This window comes from Mycobacterium sp. (genome assembly GCF_046091765.1).
In the GTDB taxonomy this organism is placed as follows: domain Bacteria; phylum Actinomycetota; class Actinomycetes; order Mycobacteriales; family Mycobacteriaceae; genus Mycobacterium.
In genome coordinates this window covers 1-19,423 of sequence record NZ_JBJTCF010000105.1, presented here as the reverse complement: position 1 = coordinate 19,423, position 19,423 = coordinate 1, and the positions used below count along the sequence as shown (strand labels likewise).

Genomic DNA, 19,423 nt, shown 5'->3' with positions numbered 1-19,423 from the left:
CTAGCACCCGTCAAGGCTGCAGGCGCCGGTGGCCAGCAGGACCACATAAGCCTGGGACACCACAGCGGCGGCACCGGCGATCCCGGCGATCACCACCGCGGCCGTAGCCAGGCCTGAACCCTGCGGCGCCGTCTGCCTCGATGCTGCGCGCGCCTTGGTGGCGGTGATGATGGCAATGACTGGCACGGCCGACGCGAAAAGCCCGACCACGACGACAAACGCCACCGAGAGGACCTTGGCCGCCGGCGGGTTGGTCGGCTCGTAGATGACCATCGCGGCGAAGAGCAGGGCAGTGATCTCGATGAAGACCAAGACCGGGGAAAGGATCAGGCTCGCAACCGCCAGCACAAAGGCGGTGACCGGCCGCTTCACGACACTCGCCTCCCGCACGCTGGGGGGTCAGTACAGCTGCCACTGCCAATCGTCGGCGCCGTCGGGCTTGGTGTAGAGGCCCACGGAGTTCTTGACCACGATCGGGTCGCCGCTGCCGAAGTTGTCGAAGAACCACTTGGCGTTGGCCGGGCTGAGGTTGATGCAGCCGTGGCTGACGTTGCGCTTGCCCTGATCGGCCACCGACCACGGCGCGCTGTGCACGAACCCGCCGCTGTTGTCGATGCGCACGGCCCACTGCACCTTGATCTTGTACCCGTCCGGCGAGTTCACCGGAACGCCGTAGGTCGAGGAGTCCATGACGATGTCGGGGAACTTCTCCAGGACGTAGTAGGTGCCGTTCTTGGTGTCGTACTTGCCGTCCAGACCCATCGACACCGGGAAGGTCTTCTCCACCTTGCCGTTTCGGGTGACCGTCATCTGGTGCGTCGCGTCATCGACGGTGGCGACCAGTGAGTCGCCCACCCGGAAGCCCGACCGCGCACCGCTGGCGTCGATCGTGACGACCGTCCCGGCCGGCCAGAACTTGTAAGGCCGCCAGCGCACCTGAGTGTCGGTCGTCCAGTAGAAGGCGCCGGGAACCGGCGGATTCGACGAGATGTGGATGGCCTGCTCGGCCATGGCCCGGTTGGCGATGGGCCGCTGGAAATTGATGATGATCGGCTTGGCCACACCCACCAGCGCCCCGTTGACCGGATTGAAACTCGGCGGAGCGAACATCGGCTCGCCGGTGTACGGCTCCGGATTCTGGCCCTTGACCGGACCGGTGTTGGTCGCCGGAGTGGCCGGCGGCGGAGGAGGCGGAGGCAACAGGTCGCCCGGAAGCGGCGGGGGCGGCGGAGGCAACTCGACCGGCGGCGCCTCGACGGGCACCGGCGGCGGCGGCGGCGGAACGTCCGGGTCGGCCGCAGCCGGGCCGCTGACCAGGACTGAACCGCTCATTCCGGCCACGCACAGAACAGCCGCGAGGGCGCTTTTCACGCGCTTCACCACGAACCCCTCCAGAAACATCGAGTGCGACCAGTCTGACACAGCCCGTCGGACGGGAGGCCGGGCGGCGTTACTTTGCGCTGGTCAGCAGCTCCCGGCCGGAGGCTGCGCCCACCAGGGCAATCGCGACCAACAGCGACGACGCCACCAGCAGTGCCGCCACGCCGGCGAGGTTGACGAGCAGCCCGCCGGTCAGCGACCCGGCCATGATGCCGACCTGGAAGGCCGCCACATAGAGCCCCGAGGCGCCGTCGGGGTCATCCGGGGAGTGGCGCATCGCCGCGGACTGCAGCATCGGCGGCATCGCGGTGGCCGTCGCACCCCAGGCGAGGATGGCGACGACTCCGGTCAGCACCGTCGCGGTGCCCGCAGCACCGCTGAGCGCGAGGGCGGCCAGCACCGCGAACACCGCGGACAAGCCGGCCAGGCAGCCGAGCACGGTCGCGCGGGGACGGCGGTCCCCCGGCCGGGCCAGCAGGCCCATCGCGGCCAGCCCGGCGACGCCGTAGCCCGCGAGCAGCCAGGCCAGCGTGGACCCGCCGACACCGACGACGTCGCGGATGATGACGACGATGAAGGTGTAGGAGATGAAGTGCCCGGTCACCCCGACCAGGGTCAGCGCCGTCATCCCCACCAGCAGCCGGTTGCGGTGGTGTCGCGCGCGCCGCGACCCGGCGGCCACCGGGTCGGACATCGGCATCGGCGGCAGCACACACCGGGCGGCCACCAGGACCGCTGCGGCGGCGGCGCCGATCGCCGCGACCGCCAGCCGCCAGCCCCAGACCTGGCTCATCGCCGCGGTCAGCGGACTGCCCACCACCAGCGCCAGCCCCGTCCCGACGTAGACCGACGTGGTCGCCCGGGTGACGTGGCTGGCCGGGACCAGGCGGGCTCCGATCGGGGCGATCACCGACCACATCAGCCCGTGGGTGAGCGCGCACAGCACCCGGCCCAGCGCCAGCACCGCGAACGACGGCGCCAGCGCCGAGAGCACCTGCGAGAGCACCAGAACGGTCAGGGTGATCAGGAAGACCCGCCGCCGCGGCCAGGTCGCGGTCCAGCGCACCAGTGGCACCGTGGCCACCGCGGCCACCAGCGCGTAGCCACCCAGCAGGGTGCCGACCACGGCCTCGCTGACCCCGAGGTCGGCGGCGATGGACGGCAGCGCACCCACCGGCATGATCTCGGCGGTGACATAGACGAACGCCGCGGCGGCCAGCACGACCAGCGCGAGCACGACCCGTGGTGTCCACGGGCCCGATCGCGGCGTGGCCGAGAGGCCGGCGCCGTGAGTCAGGAACGCACCAGCCGGGCGATCGCCGCGGAGGCCTCGGCCAGCTTGAGGTCGGCCTGCTGGCCGCCCTCGGCGACGGCGTGGCTGACGCAGTGGCTGAGGTGTTCCTCCAGCAGGCCCAGCGCCACCGACTGCAGCGCACTGGTGACGGCGCTGATCTGGGTCAGCACGTCGATGCAGTACTTGTCCTCGTCGATCATCTTGGAGATGCCCCGGACCTGACCCTCGATGCGGCGCAGCCGCTTGGCGTAGTTCTCCTTGTTGTCTGAATAGCCTTGCGCGCCCGTCATTTACCCTCCGAGTCCGGCGAGCATCTTCTGCATCTGGGCGACCTCCGCCTGCTGCGCGGTCACGATGCCCTTGGCCAGGGTAACCATCTCGGGGTTGGTTCCGTCGGCAACCTCGGTCTCGGCCATGTCGATCGCACCCTGATGGTGGGCGATCATCGACTGCAGCCACAGCACGTCGAACGGCTGGCCGGACAGGCCCGCCAACTTGGTCATGGTGGCGGCGTCGACCATGCCGGGCATGCCCATGCCGCCCATGCCGCCGTGTCCGCCGTGGCCCGGCATCTCGGGCATCCCGGGCATCCCGGGGCTGCCCGGCATCCCGGGCATGGCGTTCCACTGCGCGAGCATCACGCGCATCTGATCGATCTCCGGCTGCTGCTCGGCGGAGATGGTCGAGGCCAGCGCGATCAGCTCGGTGTTCGTGGAGCGGTCGGGCACCAGTGCGGCCAGTTCCAGCGCCTGCTGGTGATGCGGAATCATCATGTGCGCGAACATCACGTCCGCGTTGTTGTGCGCGGCGGCGTCGGCGGAACCGGTCGCCGGGGAGGCCGGCGCGCTCTGCTGGGTGGCCGTGCTGCACGAGGTGACGGTGAGCAGTGTTGCCGCGGCGGCGACGGCGAGGGCCGCCACTCTGACGGGTTTCGTGGTCATGACGCTAGGCTACCAGATACCCCATAGGGGTATAGCGCCGTCGTGTCGGCCCTGCGTGGCCGGTCATACTGGTCGGGTGAGCGACTCCCCTGACATCAAGCCCCGCAGCCGCGACGTCACCGACGGCCTGGAGAAGGCCGCGGCCCGCGGGATGCTGCGGGCGGTCGGCATGGGCGACGAGGACTTCGCCAAGCCGCAGATCGGGGTGGCCTCGTCGTGGAACGAGATCACCCCCTGCAACCTCTCCCTGGACCGGCTCTCCAACGCGGTCAAGGAGGGGGTCTTCGAGGCCGGCGGCTTCCCGATGAAGTTCGGCACCATCTCGGTCTCCGACGGCATCGCGATGGGCCACGAGGGCATGCACTTCTCGCTGGTGTCCCGTGAGGTGATCGCCGACAGCGTCGAGACGGTCATGCAGGCCGAGCGGATGGACGCCATGGTGATGCTGGCCGGCTGCGACAAGTCGCTGCCCGGGATGATGATGGCGGCCGCACGGCTGGATCTGGCGGCGGTGTTCCTCTACGCGGGCTCGATCCTGCCGGGCTGGGCCAAGATGCCCGACGGCACCGAGCGCGAGGTCACCATCATCGACGCCTTCGAGGCGGTCGGCGCGTGCGCGCGCGGCCTGATCACCCGCGAGGACGTCGACGCCATCGAGCGTGCGATCTGTCCGGGCGAGGGCGCCTGCGGCGGCATGTACACCGCCAACACGATGGCCAGTGCCGGTGAGGCACTGGGACTTTCGCTGCCCGGCAGCGCTGCGCCGCCGGCCACCGACCGCCGCCGCGACGGGTACGCCCGCCGCAGCGGCATCGCGGTGGTGGAGTTGCTGCGCCGGGGCATCACCGCGCGCGACATCCTGGTCAAGGAGGCCTTCGAGAACGCCATCGCGGTGGTGATGGCGTTCGGCGGGTCCACCAACGCGGTGCTGCACCTGCTGGCCATCGCGCACGAGGCCGGGGTGAAGTTGTCCCTGGCCGACTTCGACCGGGTCGGCGCCAAAGTGCCGCACCTGGCCAACGTCAAGCCCTTCGGCAGCCACGTGATGAACGACGTGGACCGCATCGGCGGGGTGCCGGTGGTGATGAAGGCACTGCTGGACGCCGGACTGCTGCACGGCGACGTACTGACCGTGACCGGCAAGACCATGGCCGAGAACCTCGCCCACATCAATCCCCCCGACCCGGACGGCAAGGTGCTGCGCGCGCTGTCCGACCCCATCCACCCCACCGGGGGCATCACGATCCTGCGCGGGTCGCTGGCGCCCGACGGGGCGGTGGTCAAGTCGGCGGGCTTCGACGAGACCGTGATCGAAGGCACCGCAAGGGTTTTCGACGGCGAGCGGGCGGCCATGGACGCCCTCGAGGACGGCACCATCACCAAGGGCGACGCGGTGGTGATCCGCTACGAGGGCCCCAAGGGCGGGCCGGGCATGCGCGAGATGCTGGCGATCACCGGGGCGATCAAGGGCGCGGGCCTGGGCAAGGACGTGCTGCTGCTCACCGACGGCCGGTTCTCCGGGGGCACCACCGGGCTGTGCGTGGGCCACATCGCGCCCGAGGCCGTCGACGCCGGGCCGATCGCCTTCGTGCGCGACGGCGACCGGATCCGCCTCGACGTGTCCAACCAGACCCTCGACGTGGTGGTCGACGCCGCCGAATTCGAGGCCCGCAAGGCCGGCTTCACCCCGCCGCCGCCGCGCTACACCCGCGGCGTGCTGGCCAAGTACTGCCGGCTGGTCGGCTCGGCCGCGCACGGGGCGGTCTGCGACTAGGGGTCACCCTTGCCACCCGCCTCAGGGAGGCGCAGAGTGAACGGGTGAGCCGCACCGCACTGCGCATCTGCCCCCTCTGCGAAGCCACCTGCGGGTTGGTCCTGACCGTCGAGGACGGTCCCGAGAAACGGATCACCGCCGCGCGCGGTGATCGCGACGACGTGTTCAGCGCCGGCTACATCTGCCCGAAGGGCGCGAGCTTCGCCGAGTTGGACAACGACCCCGACCGGCTGCGCGCGCCGCTGGTGCGCCGCGACGGCGAACTTGTCGAGACCAGCTGGCAGGAGGCGCTGGGCGCCGCGGTCGCCGGACTGCGCCGGGCCGCCGACGAGAAGGCGGGCATCGGGGTCTATCTGGGAAATCCCAACGCGCACACCGTCGCCGGCGCGCTGTACGCCCCGCAGCTGATCCGCGCGCTGGGCACCCGGCAGGTGTACTCGGCGAGCACGCTGGACCAGATGCCCAAGCAGGTGGCATGCGGCTACCTCTACGGAAACCCGTTCGCGTTCACCGTGCCCGATATCGACCGCACCGACCACCTGGTGATCATCGGCGCCAACCCGCTGGTGTCCAACGGCAGCGTGGCCACCGCCGCGGACTTCGGCGGCAAGCTCAAGGCGCTCCAGCGCCGCGGCGGGCGGCTGACCGTGATCGACCCCTCGCGCACCCGCACCGCCGAACTGGCCGACCGCCACGTCGCCCCGCGCCCGGGCACCGACGCCGCGCTGCTGTTCGCGGTGGTCCACACCCTCTTCGACGAGGACCTGGTGGACCCGCAGCTGGGTGGGCTGGCCGACCACGTCACCGGCGTGCAGCGGGTGCGCGCCGAGGCCGCGGAGTTCCCGCCCGAGGCCGTGGCCGCGCACTGCGGGCTGGAACCCGAGGAGATCCGGGCACTCGCCCGCGAGATCGCCGCCGCCCCCAGCACGGCGGTCTACGGGCGCATCGGCACCTGCACGGTGCGCTTCGGCACCGTCACCAGCTGGCTGGTCGACGTCATCAACGTGCTCACCGGAAACCTCGACCGCCCCGGCGGGGCGATGTTCGCCAGCTCCCCGGTCGGCGCGGCGGCGCGCCCGGCCAAACCCGGCCGGGGTTTCTCGGTCGGCCGCTGGCGCAGCCGGGTGTCCGGGCACCCCGAGGTGTGCTCGGAGTTGCCCGCCGCGCTGCTGCCCGAGGAGATCGAGACCCCCGGGGAGGGCCAGCTGCGGGTGCTGGTCACCATCGCCGGCAACCCGGTGCTCTCGGCACCCGACGGCGAACGGCTCGACGCCGCCCTGGGCACGCTGGACTTCATGGTGTCGGTCGACCCCTATCTCAACGAGACCACCCGGCACGCCGACGTGATCCTGCCCCCGCCCCCGCCCACCTACAGCCCGCACTTCGACGTGGCGCTGTCCAACGTGGCGGTGCGCTCCTCGGCGCGGTACTCCCCGCCGGTGTTCGACCTTCCCGAGGGCCGGCCCGACGAGGCGGAGATCCTGTCCCGGCTGGCCCTCGGTCTGCTGGGCGTGGGCGTCGACGCCGACCCGAAAGTCGTTGACGACCAGGTGATCTCGTTCGTTCTGGGCCGGGAGGTCGCCGACGAGCACTCCCCGGTGTCCGGGCGCGACGTCGCGGAGCTGACCGCGTTGCTGCCCGACGGCCCGGGTTATGAGCGGCGGCTGGACATGATGCTGCGGCTGGGCCCGTTCGGCGACGGCTTCGGGAAAAACCCCGAGGGCCTGACGCTGCAGAAGCTCAAGGACAACCCGCACGGGATCGACCTGGGCCCGCTGACCCCGCGCATCCCGGAGGTGCTGCGCACCCCCTCGGGCAGCGTGGAGCTGGCGCCCACTCCGATCCTCGACGACCTGCCCCGGCTGCACGCCGCCCTGGGCGCGATCGGTGGTGCGGACGTCGCGCCGTTCCTGCTGATCGGGCGGCGCCACCTGCGCTCGAACAACTCCTGGATGCACAACCTGCCCGCGCTGGCCGGCGGGACAAACCGCTGCACGCTGCAGATCCACCCCGACGACGCCGCCCGGCTGGGCCTGGGCGACACCGGCGACACCGCCGTGGTGACCGGCCCGGCCGGCAAGCTGGAGGTTCCGGTGGAGATCACCGACGCCATCCGCCCCGGGGTGGTCTCGCTGCCGCACGGCTGGGGGCACAGCGCCCCCGACACCCGGATGGCGGTGGCCGCCGAGCACCCCGGCGTCAACGTCAACAGCCTGCTGGACAGCTCGCTGCTGGACCCGCTGTCGGGCACCGCGGTGCTCAACGGGGTGCCGGTGGAGGTTGCGGCTGCGGGGTGAGGGCGCCTGAGTCGATCGCCACGTGCTTCTCGGCGCAGGCGTTCGTCACCGCCGCGGCCATGTCAGCCGAGCGCACCGTCGACAGGTCGGTGACGGTGACCGAATCGGGGTCGGTGCGATGCTGGGCGGCCACCCGCGAGTCCCGAAGCCGCTCGGCACGTTCGACGACGTTGCGGGCGAAGCGGCCGTTGTGCATCAGGTCGATACCGTGGGTGCCGTCCGCCGCCCGGTGCGCGGCCAACGCACGGCACGCCGAACCGAGTACCGCCCGCGCTTCGTCGTCGATGGCCGTCGCGCGCGGTTGGCCGTACCGGACCGCGATCTCCACCAGATCCTCAGGTCGATAGGAGGTGAAACGCAGTTTGCGGTTGAACCGGCTGGCCAGTCCGGGATTGACGGTGAGGAATTCATCCACCTCGCACTCGTAGCCCGCACCGATGAAGCAGAAGTCGAAGCGATGCACCTCCAGCGCGACCAGGAGCTGATTGACCGCCTCCATCCCGATCATGTCCGGGCGTCCATCGTGGTGGCGTTCGACCAGCGAATAGAACTCGTCCATGAACAGCACCCGCCCCAGTGAGCGCCTGATCAGCTCGTTGGTCTTGGGACCCGACGAACCGATGTGCTCACCGCAGAAGTCGGCACGCCTGACTTCGATGATCTCCGGATGGCGGACGACTCCCAGTCCGGCGTAGATCTTCCCGAGGGCCTCGGCGGTGGTTGTCTTGCCGGTACCGGGTGGCCCGACCAGCAGCATGTGGTTGGTCTGGTTGGTGACCGGCAGACCATGAGCCCTCCGCAGCGCCCGCACCTCGATCTGGTCCTCCAGCTCCGCCACCGCATGCTTGACCTCGGCGAGGCCGACCTGGTCGGCGAGCAGGGCGTGGCCCTCGGCCAGAAGTTCCGCCCGACGCTCGCGGTTCCGGCTCTCGGCTCGCTGCTCGCTCGACTGCTCGGTGCCGACATCCCACTTGTCGGTCCGGCTGCTGATCGATTCCTCGTCGGTGACGACGAGTTGCACTCCCGGATCGGCCAGGGCCTGCTTGGCCGGGGTGATGAGGACACCGTTCACCGTGGCCTTGGACAGCCAGATCTGTGATCTCTCATCCTCGCCGAGCTGCCGATACGCCATCCCGCGCAGATAGGCGAGATCCGCTGCCAGCAGCGGGAATTCCAGCGGGTCGACGACCTGGGATTCCGACATCGGACGATCGGCCCACTCCAAAGCCACCCGGCCCTGACCCAGGTGCGTCGCCGCGTGACCGGCGAGTGCGGCGATACCCGCGCAGACCGCGGACATGGTGATCGCTTCGGCGGGGAGCGGTTGCGTCGCTTCGGTGAGGACATCGGGCCATCGCTGCGTGGCGAACATCAGATACGCCCGGACGTACTGCCGCCACTGGTGATCTTCGGGGCCGTCGATCAGGCCGGTGTCGTCCAGCACCGCAGCCGCGCGCTCGAAGTGCTCGCTGTCGATCAGTGCACTCGCGAAAGCGATCCCGACGTGCGAGGGGTTGGTCACGCTGATCGACAGATGCGGTCCGGCCTTCACCGGTGCGGCGAACGTGATACCCAGTCGATTGGATTCGCGGTGCAGACGGGTCGCGCAACCGTGCAGCCGCTCCAAGGTGGGCAACGCGTCGTCGCCGCACGCGATACGGCCCAGCCAGGCGTCGGCCATCGCCGGATCGGCGTCGGTGGCCGCGGCGAACAGCTCACGGGCCGAGTTTGGATCGGTGACGACCAGCCTGATGGCCTGATCGAAGCTTCGGCGTGCTGTGGCCGTAGTACTGGTCACCGTGCGGGGGAAGCGCTGAGCGCGTAGCGATTCTCGGCCCGGAACAGCTCCACTTCGACGTCGTAGACCGCGCCGCCGGCGGACACCTGCAGATCGGAGTGCCCCGCCTGGGTGATGACGACATCTGCTGCATCGGATCCCGTCGCTGTCGGTTCGCCCACCGAAATCACGGTGTTCGGCCGCGGCGCGGGCACGACGGTTCCGTCGATGACGCTGATGGTGGTACCTGGATCCGGGCGGGAACGGTCGACCACCGAGATGTTCGGCATCCGCACACTGCTCCAGCGATTCAGGTCGGTGGTGTGGATGGTGATCCGCTCCCCTGTACCGGCTGCTCTGATGACGACCCGCTTGGCGATGGCGTCATCGGCCGCCACGCAGACGTGACTGCTCGCGGCGGGATCACCGAGGGGAAGTGCCAATCGTCCGCCGTCAGGGACCTTGCCCAGCAGCACCCCGGAGGGACCGATCCCGATGAGAACGTTTGGCGGCAGCGGACACACCCGGACACCCGCGACCGGCCGACGGGGACCGCAGAGGTGTGCGGCCAGCGCCTGAGCCTGACGTCCCGGCAGGGTCTGCAGTCGCACGCTCGGACTTGCGGCCGGTGGCTGGGTGCTTCGGACACTGACCGTCGCGCAGACGCTGCCATCGGCGAAAACGGTGACGTTCTGGATGATCCCCTCGCCCCGGAGCGACCACACCCCGGCCAACGTCTCGGAGTTGATGTCGCTGGGCCGATGAGCGTAGGTGGTCAGGAAACCTGAGTCGGTGCGAACGCTGTGCCAGCGGCGGTTTCGCGGCTCGAGGCCAGTGACTCCCAGTCGCTTTTCCAGCTCGATGATGTCGGTGGCGGTTGCGACCCTTGCTCGGATTCCGCTGGACCGCAGGGCGGCGGCGATGCGCTGCGCGGTAGCCAACGCGGCGGTGCCGGCGGTGATGCGGTGTTCGAGTGCCTTCCCGTTTCGCAGGCAGGCGATCCGCGCGATCAGCCATGTTTCTCGCTGCCCCGCGTAGTGGGGCGTACCGATCATGGCGTCATAGACCCTGGGGTAGTCGCCGCTACCGTGGTGCCGCGCGCCGGCGCAGACCACGCTCAGGGACTCGACTCGCAGACCCATGCTCTGGCGCATCAGCGGCAGCAGATCGTCGAGGGGCAGCACGTTGGCGGTTCGCGTCACGACCGGACCGTCGAGAAGGGTCGGCTGGTGAGCTTTCCCCAGGAGTTGCACGGCGGCGATCACAACACCGTCCTGGTAGCGAACGCCACCCCCGGATCGGTCGTTGACGACCGTCTCGGGCGGTGTCAGTGCCACGTTGCGTTTCCGGCGACACCACAGCACGCCCCACGACCACACCGTCAGAGTCCGATACGGAAGGACGAGGAGCAGCACCGCCAGCGCCAATCCGCCACCGGCGCCGGCGTAGCCACCCACGGCCCACCCGATCAGCCCGGTCGTTCCTACCCCGGCGATCTGCGCGAGGTGTCGCGGCTGGGTCACGGTGTTCTCCGGGACCGGGCGCGCAGCGCGGCCGCGACGACGCCGACGCCGACCAGGCCGGTGAAGATCAGCGCGACGACGTGAGCGCGCCGATCCGGACGCGGCGGCGGCCCGGGCGGCGCGAGAACCCGGGTCTGGGCGCCGGGAGCGGAGCTGCCGCCGGGGGCAACGTCGAAGGTCAGCGCCGCCACCGGGTCGACAACCCCGTGACCGACCTGATTGTCGACGCCGCGCGGCGGGTTGTGCGCGGTCGCGAGAATACGGTTGATGACCTGTCGTGCGGTCAGTCCGGGGAACTTCGCGCGGACCAGTGCGGCCAGGCCGCTGACGTAGGCGGCGGCGAAACTGGTTCCGGCAAACGGGACGTGCGGCTCTCCCGGCCGTAGCGGCGGGTAGGCGTTGACCGCCCGGCCGTCCTGGGAGGAGAGCCCGATGACTCCTGTGCCCGGTGCTGCCGCACCCACCCACGGCCCGGCCAGGCTGCGACTCAGCGGGGCACCTGTTGCGTCGACCGCTCCGACGGACAACACATAGTCGGAGAACCACGACGGCGAGGAGATGGTCTTCACGTCGCGCCAGTCCCGCGGATCACCGACAACCAGTGGATCGAATTCCGAGTTCTGTGTGCACCCGGACTCCCCTTCATTTCCCGCGGCCGCGACGATGACGGCATCCTTCACGGTCGCCGCGTACCAGACCGCTGCACCGACCGACCGCTGATCGATGGGGTCGGCCGCCGACACGCACGACGCGACACTGATATTGATGACCTTGGCGCCCAGGTTCGCCGCATGCACGATCGCCTTGGCCAGGGTCGCGACCGTGCCCGCCTTCGCCCGCGCCTCACCGTCGGCCGACCACGGGACGACGGGCTCGTAGGCGCGCGAGGATTGGCGGATCGAGATCACCGTGGCGTGGGGAGCCACGCCGACCACGCCGTCCGGTGGACCTGCCGGCGGCGTGGGCTGCGTCGGACGCACGGCCTGCTGGGGGAAGGCGGGGTCCGGCGGCATGGGCCTGGGCATTGCGCCGCCCTGCGGCGCGGCCGCGATGACCGAGGCGATCAGGGTGCCGTGGGCGTCGCAATCGGTCAGGCCGTCACCACCGTTGACGTAGTCACCGCCCGCGATGACCGGAAGTCTCGGGTGGGGGCTTACTCCGGTGTCGATGATGGCGACCGGCACGCCGTTGCCGGTGGAGTACTGCCATGCCCTGGTGATGTTGAGCATGCTGAGCCCGGCCGCAGGTTTCACAACGTCTGGTTGCGGCACCGCGACGGTCCGCGCGCACGAGTTGCTCTGTCGCATCGCCTGTTCAGGCCCGGGGGTTGTGTCGGGCGGAACCAGCGCCGGGTCGACCGTAGGCGGCGCGATCGCCAGCGCAGCAGGGGTATTGGCTGCGGAGAGGACAGTCAGGACGACCAGGACTGCCGCCACGAGGCGCTGCGAAAGGTGCTGTGTCATCGCATCCGCACCCAGGTGAAAAGCCCGCCGATCCAGGCTGCGAGCGGCAGGGCGGCGACAATGGCGACCAGCTCGACCCATTCGGTCGCCATCCGCACCAGCGGGGTGAATCGGCTTCCCGGAACGACCAGCGCGGCGGCCATCCCCACTGCCGCGAACGCTGCCAGGGTCAGCGCTCCCCACAGCGGGGCCCATTCATCCTGCGCGCCGGCCAGGACGTAGCGCGCGACGCCGACACAGAATGCGGCGCAGCCGCCGAGTACCACGGCCACCGCCTGCTTGCTGTCCGCGAACGCCCTACCGCGACTGATGAAGATCACCACGAACAGGAGGACCAGCACAGCAGCCCAGTTACCGCGCGGCTGTCCGGGCATCAGGGTCATCCAGGCGGCGATCGGCAGAATCGCGGCCACGGCGGCGCACATACCGGTGAGGACGCAATTGGCACGCCGAGCGGTAGCGGCGATCAGTGCGCCGCGCGGGGTGGTGTCCAACCCCGAATCGCCCTCGCCCCCGTCCTCGCCCACGCCGTCACCCGCGTCTCGGAGGGGCGCAACCGTATCGGTGGCCATATCCTCCCCGCGCCGGAAGAGATCCCGGCCGGTGATCGACCCGAAGTGCGGTGGCCGGATACCTGCTGCTCGCAGGGCGATGTTGGGCGCAAGTGTGAGTGCCACCAGAAGCGCGGTCAATAGACACATCCCCAGCCATTGCGCCGGTACCGGGTGCCACATCCGCGCCGCGGCGACGAGGGCGCCGATCGCGCAGATGGTCACCACCGTCGCCGCCATCGTCACCAGCTTGCCGGTGAGCCAGACCGCGACGCACACCGCCGCCGTCAGCGCGACTGCGCCGGCGAAGACATGGGCGCCGCCGAGCCTTCCCGGCGCGGCCGCGGCCACCGCAAAGGACAGCAGCGCCGCGGCCGACCAGGCCAGACCGGCCACCAAACCATCGGGATCCTCGTCACAGCGGCGCTGAGAGCGCAGCGCGATCGCGGCCAGGAGGAACCCGGCGACGGCGGTCGCAGCGGCGGGCGTCCAGGTGTCCTGCCGGAAGCGCGCCACACAGGCCGTCGTCAGCAGTGCCAGCACGTTCATCACCAGGACAGCTGTCGCGGCGCGCACGGCCGTCGCCGCTGTCACGGGCGTGAAGAGGTCCTCGCCCGCGCGGGCCAGCCCGGTAGAGAGCGATTCGTACTGCGGTTCGAAGGACTCACCGCTCTCAGCGGGGTGCAGCACCAGCGTGGCACCGTCCTCGACTCCGAGCTCGTCCAGCGTTCTGGTGACGTCGAGGCACGTACCGTTCACGCGGTGCAGGCGATAGGCGACCGAGGGGTCCAGTCCGTCGGCACCGCGCCGCTTGAGATCCTCGTCGAGCAGTTCGACGGCGTTGTCGAGAAAGACTTCGATCGGTACCGAGGCGGGATAGACCTGGGAGACCAGGTGTTCATCGTGGACGACCGCCACGGCGCACCGGGCGGGGAAAGCGACCTTTGTCACCGGCGTGGCCTATCGGCGTCCGGGACGTACCTGTCTGCCAGACCGGCGGCGATCTCAAACAGTCTGAGCCGTGTCTTCTTCCCCAGCTCATGGGTGGTGTCGATGATTCCGCCTTCGGCCAGGTGCGGATCGTAGGGCATGAATTCGACACCGACGCCGGACCCTCCGAAACGTTCGGTCAGGTAGGCCTTCGCTTCCTCGTCGTAGTGGTCTCGGCTGTCGTTGAGGATGACCGTGCTGCGTGCGACCAGATCGTGGTGCCCCATCGAGCGAAGCAGGTCGATGGAGCGGGTGACCGGCAGCGAGGTGTCCGCGGTCAGGCCGGAGACCAGGACAAGTGAGTCGCATGCATCCAGGACTGCAGCCATCACCGGATGTTCGAGATCATCAGAGGTATCGACGAGAATGATCGTGTGGCTGCGTCTCAGGCGTGACACCACACCGCTGAACATGTCCGGCTCCAGCGGACGGGGCTGATCTGAGGTCCGGTTCCCGGCCAGGACATCGAGACCGATTCGGTTCTGACCCAGGTGCTCGCGGATATCGGCGTAACCCTGCACATCCGTGTCGGCGAGAACCGCGTAGTAGTCACCCGGTGGCGACTCGTCGATGCGGCCGGCCAGGGTGCCGAATCCGGGAGCGGCGTCGATCGCGACGACATTGTCGGGACGCACCTCCCGGAAAACGCCGCCGATCGATGCGGTCATGGTGGTTTTGCCGACGCCGCCCTTGCCGGAGACGACCGCGATGACGTACTGCCGGCGAATGTGTCTGCGGATGCGCTCCTGCAGTTCGCGGAAGTGTCGTTCAGCCGGAGACTCACCGGGGTTCCACATCGTGAATGTTGCGCGGTGCGCGAATCTACGCCAGCCGGACCCTGGGGGAATCCTGCGCTGGGTGACCATGTCTGAGATCCGCAGAGTGCTTGACACTGATTCGGCGGGCCAATGTGGTGGTCTGTCGATCTCATCGAGAGTGGCACCCTGAAGATCGTTGCGGTAATCCATTCAGACAGCCTTCCTGTGCGAGTGCCAGTCTTCGCGCGCCGGTAGGCGGCGCATCATGTTGTTGACGGCCGAGCCGATGCTGGCCGTTGAACCGGGGCCGATGATCAGCCAGGCGGTTCCGTCCCGGCTGACCTGTTCGGAGAGCAACCTTCCCCGGGGGGTGTCGTGAATCGTCACCGCCGCCGGATCGACATACGAACGCCGAGCTGTTGCGCTGGTGCCGGACTGCATTGCGACGATGGAGACTTGGGAGCAGAGCCGGGGATCCGCAGCCGCGCTCACGGCGTCCACCTGGTCGGCATCAAGGTCATGGGCGAACAGGAATGCCCGCAGGCTGCGGCCGCTGCGGGCTGTCGTCAGCAGACTTTGCGCCTGCAGGATCACGGGGCGGATCGCCGCCGGGCGACGCGTGCCGCAGAGCCGGTCGATCTGATCCTCGATGACCTGTGCAGCTGATTTCTCGCTCGTCGCGGTCCCGGCTGCACCGAATCTGACCATGGCGCCGCAACGCTCAAGCGCTACCCACCACCGATCGAATCGGGCTAACAGGATCCGCTCCGCCTCGGCGTGGGCGGGTGACTGCGCATACAGCAGCAGCGCCACGTCCCGCCGGGCGAGAACGGTCAGCCACTCCAGGATCGGTTCGTCCACCTCGAGGCCGTCGGTGATGGCGCCGGCCGCGTGCAGCTCGGCTGCGACCGGGTTTTCCAGCGCGGCGCGTCTGGTCTCGGTGCTGGGCAGGTGCGGCCGCAGGCCGAGTTCCGGAGCGAGTACCTCAATGCCGGAAAGCACCTGGAGCACCCAGAGACCGTCAAGAGTCGTCGTCAGCATGAATTCCCCCCATCCGGCCGGTGGCGCGCATCCCCGCACCCCACCGGCCGACGGACCTCAGAAGAGGTTGCCCATCATCACGTCGGTCTGATGCGCACTCTCATTGACGCTGCTGATCGTCCGTCCGTGCTGGTTCATCGTCTCGATGAGTCCCTGCAGACCGCTGAGCATCTGCATCTGCGCGTCATGGAACGACGTGGCGGCGGTGCCCTGGAAGAAGTCCGCGATCGCGTTGGTGCGCTGGGCGATGTCGTCGTGGATCTCCATCAGCTGCGCGGAGCGGGCCCCGACGTCGGAAGCGAAGTCCGCGACGCCACCGTGGTTGTAAGTGATGCTGTCCATGCTCAATCTCCTTGTCAGATCGTTGATTCAGGCGTTCGGAGCGAAGCTCGTGAGGCTGTGTGCGGAGTCGGCTTCGTGCTGCTCCATCATCGAGGCGGCCTGGCTCAGACCGTGCGCGAGCCGGGTGCCGCCGATGATGGCCTGCTGCAGGTCCTGGTTGATGTGAGCGGCGGTGTTCACCGATGCGAGTTGCGCCTGGCCGCCCCACACTGCCGAGCCCAGTCCCTCATGACTGCTCAAATAGCCGTTGGCGATCGCGGTTGCGTGGTCGAGTGCAGACTCGATGGCCTGCCGGGTGCTGCGCAGCACCTCCGGGGTGACGACGAGAGGCATGGGTCTCCTTGCTGGTGATCGGTGATGACTCGGCCCCGGGTGGGGGACGCGCGGACAAGTATCGGTAGCCCGCGGATACCTGTCACTTCACCCTGTGGCACACCTGGCCGGGAGCGTCGGCGATGTCGACGGCGAGGCGCGTTTCGACGGTTTCCCGCCGTTCGTCGGTGGTTCTGCCGGCCGCGACTGATCCCGCTGTCGGCATCGGACCGACGCCCACCCCGGACCAGCCCGGTCCGCGCAACTCCGCGCTGAGGGGACCGCCGCGGACACCGACGGGCCGCCCGGAGTTCTCGGGCTCGAAACCGGAGAGCGGTTTGGTGTAGCGGGTCAGTCCGCTTCCGGGTAGCGATGCGGTGGGTGCACCCCCCGGACTCACCGCGCCGCCGCCGCCACCGGCGCTCGGCGGTACACCGAGACCGGGCAGGATCGCCGGTGCGATCTGTTCCGGGTAGGGGGACTGCGCGTGACTGCCGAACATCCCGGTCGACGACTTTCCCGCTCCGGCGGCGGCGAACGCCTGCAACGGCTGGGCGCCCGACGTCACGGCCTGACCGGCCGAACCGACGGCGTCGGCTCCCGCGGCGGGAAGACGTGCGGCCTGCTCGGAGAGTTGGCCGGCCTGTTTCATCGCCTCTCCGGCGGCGGCGGTGCCGGCCGCCTGGGCGACGGCCCCCGCCGCCGTCGCGGGGGCGGCGGGCGAGGCGCCGAGGGGTGCGATCGGCGGCGGGACGGCGAGCGCTGCGGCCAGACCGGCCAGCGTGGTCCCGTAGGCCGCGCCGATTCCGGCGTTGTGCGGCCAGTGCTCGCCGAAGTACGCGGCGTCCAGGGCGACGATGACCGGCGTCAACGCGCCCAGGACCATGGGGTTGAGAGCCACGTCAGCGGCTTGCTCGGCCCTGTTGGCCAGCGAGATCTCCGCGGGGATCATCGCCGAGACCGCGGTCTGGTAGGCGGTGGCCGCACTGGCTGCGAGGGGTGGTTTCTCCTGCGCCCACCCGGCCAGCAGGTGCAGTGCCGTGTTCAGCCCGGTGACCGCAGCCGACGAGCTGAGGCCACCCACCCCCTGGAAATCCGGGGCCGTCGCCGCGGTGTTGAGCAGCGAGATCGAGGCGGCCACCTCGCCGCTGACCGCCAGCGTCTGCCACGCGGTTCCGCTGGCGACCGTCGAGGCGACGCCGGCGACGCCCGGCCCGGCCAACCGCAGATAGTTGACCTCCGGCGGCGACGACGGCCAGGCGGGGTCGGGCATGCTGCTAGAGCGCCAGCGTCGCTTTGTTGATGACGTCGGTGGCGGTGTAGGTCGCCGAGGCGACGCCCTGCGCGGCGGCGAACAGCCCGCGGTTGGCCGCGTGCTCGGCGGCGGTTCCCAGGTACGCCGCACCCGCGGCGTTGAGAGCTGCCGCGAACGCAGCGGAGTCGAGATCCATGCCCATCGGCATCACCGACGTCAGCGCGGGAGCGGCGGCGGCAGTCGTGGCGGCGAGTTCGGCACTGATCCCCGATTCCGCACCCGCCGAGGCGGCCACCGACGCGGCATTGACGTTGAACAACATGGGTTCTCCCTCCCAGGACATGGCTCGTGAATGGCTCGCGGCATCGTAGGGAGGACTTCTGCGCGTTGTCGAGTCACCCTATTTCACCCGCGCGACCGCCAGCCCGTCCCAGCCCTTGGCGCCGAGGGTCTGCAGGGCGGCGGCCTCCAGGCGCGGGTGGGCGCCCATCATCGCGAGCATGTCGCGCACCCCGCGGGCCTGGGCGTCCCCGGGTGCGGGGTCGACGATGCGCCCGGCGCGCACCGCGTTGTCGACGACGATGACGCTGCCGGGCCGGCTCAGCTCGACCGCCCAGCCCAGGTAGGCGCTGTTGTTCTCCTTGTCGGCGTCGATGAAGATCAGATCGAAGTCACCGGTCAGCCGCGGCAGGCAGTCCAGTGCGGCGCCCAGCATGATCTGCACCCGGTCGTGCACGCCGGCGCGGCGCAGGTTGGCGGCGGCGATCTCGGCGTTGCGGGGGTTGCGCTCCAGGCTGACCACCGCGCCGTCGGGACCCACCCCGCGGGCCAGGCAGATGGTGCTGTAGCCGCCCAGCGTGCCGATCTCAAGCACCCGGCGCGCCCCGGCGATGCGGGTCAGCAGATACAGCAGCCGGCCGGTCTGCGCCGACACCTCGATCGGCGGCAGCCCGGCGGCCTGCGAGTCGGCCAGGGCGGCGTCCAGTGCGCGGTCCTGCCCCAGCAGCAGCTCGTCGAGCACGGCCTCGGTGGCCAGCCACTGCTGCGGGGACACCGAATCATGAACGGGCTCTTGATAACCCGGGCTCACCTCAGGGCCTGTCCCCCATGACCTCGCCCTCCCGGCGCGGGTCGGCACCGCCCAGCCAGCCCTGCGGGGACTGGCGCACCAGTGCCGAGAGCCCGCTGGACTGATCGGCCAGGTTGACCTCGTGGCCCAGTTCGCGCAGACCCCGCACCAGTGGGTCGTTGGCGCCGTCGTCGGTGGTGTCGATCACCGGGTGCTCGCCGCCGACGTTGGTCTTGGCGGTGTTGGCGGCACCGAAGTCCACCATCGACACCGCCTGCTGGGGATCCAGGCCCCAGTCCACAAGACCGACGATCGTCTTGGCGACGTACTGGATGATGGTGCCCCCTCCCGGGGAGCCCACCACCGCGTACAGCGGGCCGCGGGTGCCGTCGGGCTTCTCGTCGAAGATCAGGGTGGGCGCCATCGAGCTGCGCGGGCGCTTGCCGGGCTGCAGCCGGTTGGCGACCGGGACGCCGTCGGGGCTGGGGTCGGCGGCGAAGTCGGTGAGCTCGTTGTTGAGCAGGAACCCGTCGACCATGTGGTACGCGCCGAACTCGGCCTCGGTGCTGGTGGTGAAGGAGGCCGCGTTGCCCCGGGTGTCCACCACGCTGATGTGGGAGGTGCCGTTTTCCACTTGCCGGGGCCTCGGCGCCACC

General features: G+C 69.8%; 18 protein-coding genes and 1 pseudogene. 2 read left to right on the top strand and 17 right to left on the bottom strand.

What is annotated here, in order from left to right; genetic code table 11:
* From ACKOB8_RS11380 to ACKOB8_RS11360, 5 genes are read right to left on the bottom strand one after another with little or no spacing between them, the layout of a single operon-like run.
* Positions 1–372, bottom strand: a complete 372-nt coding sequence (locus ACKOB8_RS11380; RefSeq protein ID WP_526377321.1) for a hypothetical protein — start codon at positions 370–372, stop codon at positions 1–3.
* Positions 373–399: 27 nt separating this feature from the next.
* The gene (locus tag ACKOB8_RS11375) at positions 400–1,401 is read right to left on the bottom strand and encodes a L,D-transpeptidase (RefSeq protein ID WP_526377344.1); all 1,002 of its coding nucleotides are present in this window, start codon (positions 1,399–1,401) and stop codon (positions 400–402) included.
* A 49-nt stretch (positions 1,402–1,450) separates the two neighbouring features.
* Positions 1,451–2,617, bottom strand: a complete 1,167-nt coding sequence (locus ACKOB8_RS11370) for an MFS transporter (RefSeq protein ID WP_526377320.1) — start codon at positions 2,615–2,617, stop codon at positions 1,451–1,453.
* A gap of 56 nt (positions 2,618–2,673) precedes the next feature.
* Positions 2,674–2,964 (bottom strand): copper-sensing transcriptional repressor RicR, encoded by a 291-nt coding sequence (gene ricR, locus ACKOB8_RS11365; RefSeq protein ID WP_526377319.1) that lies wholly within the window; start codon positions 2,962–2,964, stop codon positions 2,674–2,676.
* Positions 2,965–3,615 carry a DUF305 domain-containing protein gene (locus ACKOB8_RS11360; protein ID WP_526377318.1) on the bottom strand — a complete coding sequence of 217 codons (651 nt, stop codon included), beginning with the start codon at positions 3,613–3,615 and terminating at the stop codon, positions 2,965–2,967.
* Positions 3,616–3,691: 76 nt separating this feature from the next.
* On the opposite strand from ACKOB8_RS11360, the gene ilvD reads away from it, so the two are divergent.
* On the top strand, positions 3,692–5,389 hold the full coding sequence (gene ilvD / locus ACKOB8_RS11355) for a dihydroxy-acid dehydratase (protein WP_526377317.1): 1,698 nt from the start codon (positions 3,692–3,694) through the stop codon (positions 5,387–5,389).
* Positions 5,390–5,433: 44 nt separating this feature from the next.
* The gene (locus ACKOB8_RS11350) at positions 5,434–7,686 is read left to right on the top strand and encodes a molybdopterin-dependent oxidoreductase (RefSeq protein ID WP_526377316.1); all 2,253 of its coding nucleotides are present in this window, start codon (positions 5,434–5,436) and stop codon (positions 7,684–7,686) included.
* Here ACKOB8_RS11350 and eccA read toward each other — a convergent pair.
* The 12 genes and pseudogenes from eccA to ACKOB8_RS11290 form a co-directional block, all read right to left on the bottom strand.
* Positions 7,649–9,484, bottom strand: coding sequence for a type VII secretion AAA-ATPase EccA (gene eccA, locus ACKOB8_RS11345; protein WP_526377315.1), 1,836 nt, complete (start codon positions 9,482–9,484; stop codon positions 7,649–7,651). The genes ACKOB8_RS11350 and eccA overlap by 38 nt on opposite strands.
* A complete protein-coding gene (gene eccE, locus ACKOB8_RS11340; protein ID WP_526377314.1) occupies positions 9,481–10,986 on the bottom strand; it encodes a type VII secretion protein EccE in 1,506 nt (501 codons plus the stop codon). The genes eccA and eccE overlap by 4 nt, the downstream gene beginning before the upstream one ends.
* A complete protein-coding gene (gene mycP / locus ACKOB8_RS11335; protein ID WP_526377313.1) occupies positions 10,983–12,449 on the bottom strand; it encodes a type VII secretion-associated serine protease mycosin in 1,467 nt (488 codons plus the stop codon). The genes eccE and mycP overlap by 4 nt, the downstream gene beginning before the upstream one ends.
* Positions 12,446–13,951: a type VII secretion integral membrane protein EccD gene (gene eccD, locus ACKOB8_RS11330; protein ID WP_526377312.1), complete on the bottom strand. Its 1,506-nt coding sequence runs from the start codon at positions 13,949–13,951 to the stop codon at positions 12,446–12,448. Before eccD ends, mycP begins: the two co-directional genes overlap by 4 nt.
* Positions 13,948–14,901, bottom strand: a pseudogene (locus ACKOB8_RS11325) (MinD/ParA family ATP-binding protein); the annotation flags it as partial. The pseudogene ACKOB8_RS11325 and the gene eccD, both read right to left, overlap by 4 nt.
* 57 nt (positions 14,902–14,958) lie before the next feature.
* A complete protein-coding gene (locus ACKOB8_RS11320; RefSeq protein ID WP_526377311.1) occupies positions 14,959–15,789 on the bottom strand; it encodes an ESX secretion-associated protein EspG in 831 nt (276 codons plus the stop codon).
* Between the two features lie 57 nt (positions 15,790–15,846).
* Positions 15,847–16,131: a WXG100 family type VII secretion target gene (locus ACKOB8_RS11315; protein WP_526377310.1), complete on the bottom strand. Its 285-nt coding sequence runs from the start codon at positions 16,129–16,131 to the stop codon at positions 15,847–15,849.
* A gap of 27 nt (positions 16,132–16,158) precedes the next feature.
* Positions 16,159–16,464 carry a WXG100 family type VII secretion target gene (locus ACKOB8_RS11310; RefSeq protein WP_526377309.1) on the bottom strand — a complete coding sequence of 102 codons (306 nt, stop codon included), beginning with the start codon at positions 16,462–16,464 and terminating at the stop codon, positions 16,159–16,161.
* 82 nt (positions 16,465–16,546) lie between these two features.
* Positions 16,547–17,716, bottom strand: coding sequence for a PPE domain-containing protein (locus tag ACKOB8_RS11305; protein WP_526377308.1), 1,170 nt, complete (start codon positions 17,714–17,716; stop codon positions 16,547–16,549).
* Between the two features lie 4 nt (positions 17,717–17,720).
* The gene (locus ACKOB8_RS11300) at positions 17,721–18,020 is read right to left on the bottom strand and encodes a PE domain-containing protein (protein WP_526377307.1); all 300 of its coding nucleotides are present in this window, start codon (positions 18,018–18,020) and stop codon (positions 17,721–17,723) included.
* Positions 18,021–18,098: 78 nt separating this feature from the next.
* Positions 18,099–18,752: an O-methyltransferase gene (locus ACKOB8_RS11295; RefSeq protein ID WP_526377306.1), complete on the bottom strand. Its 654-nt coding sequence runs from the start codon at positions 18,750–18,752 to the stop codon at positions 18,099–18,101.
* Positions 18,753–18,789: 37 nt separating this feature from the next.
* Positions 18,790–19,423, bottom strand: a 634-nt coding sequence (locus tag ACKOB8_RS11290) for a gamma-glutamyltransferase (protein ID WP_526377305.1), incomplete at its 5' end; no start/stop codon positions are given.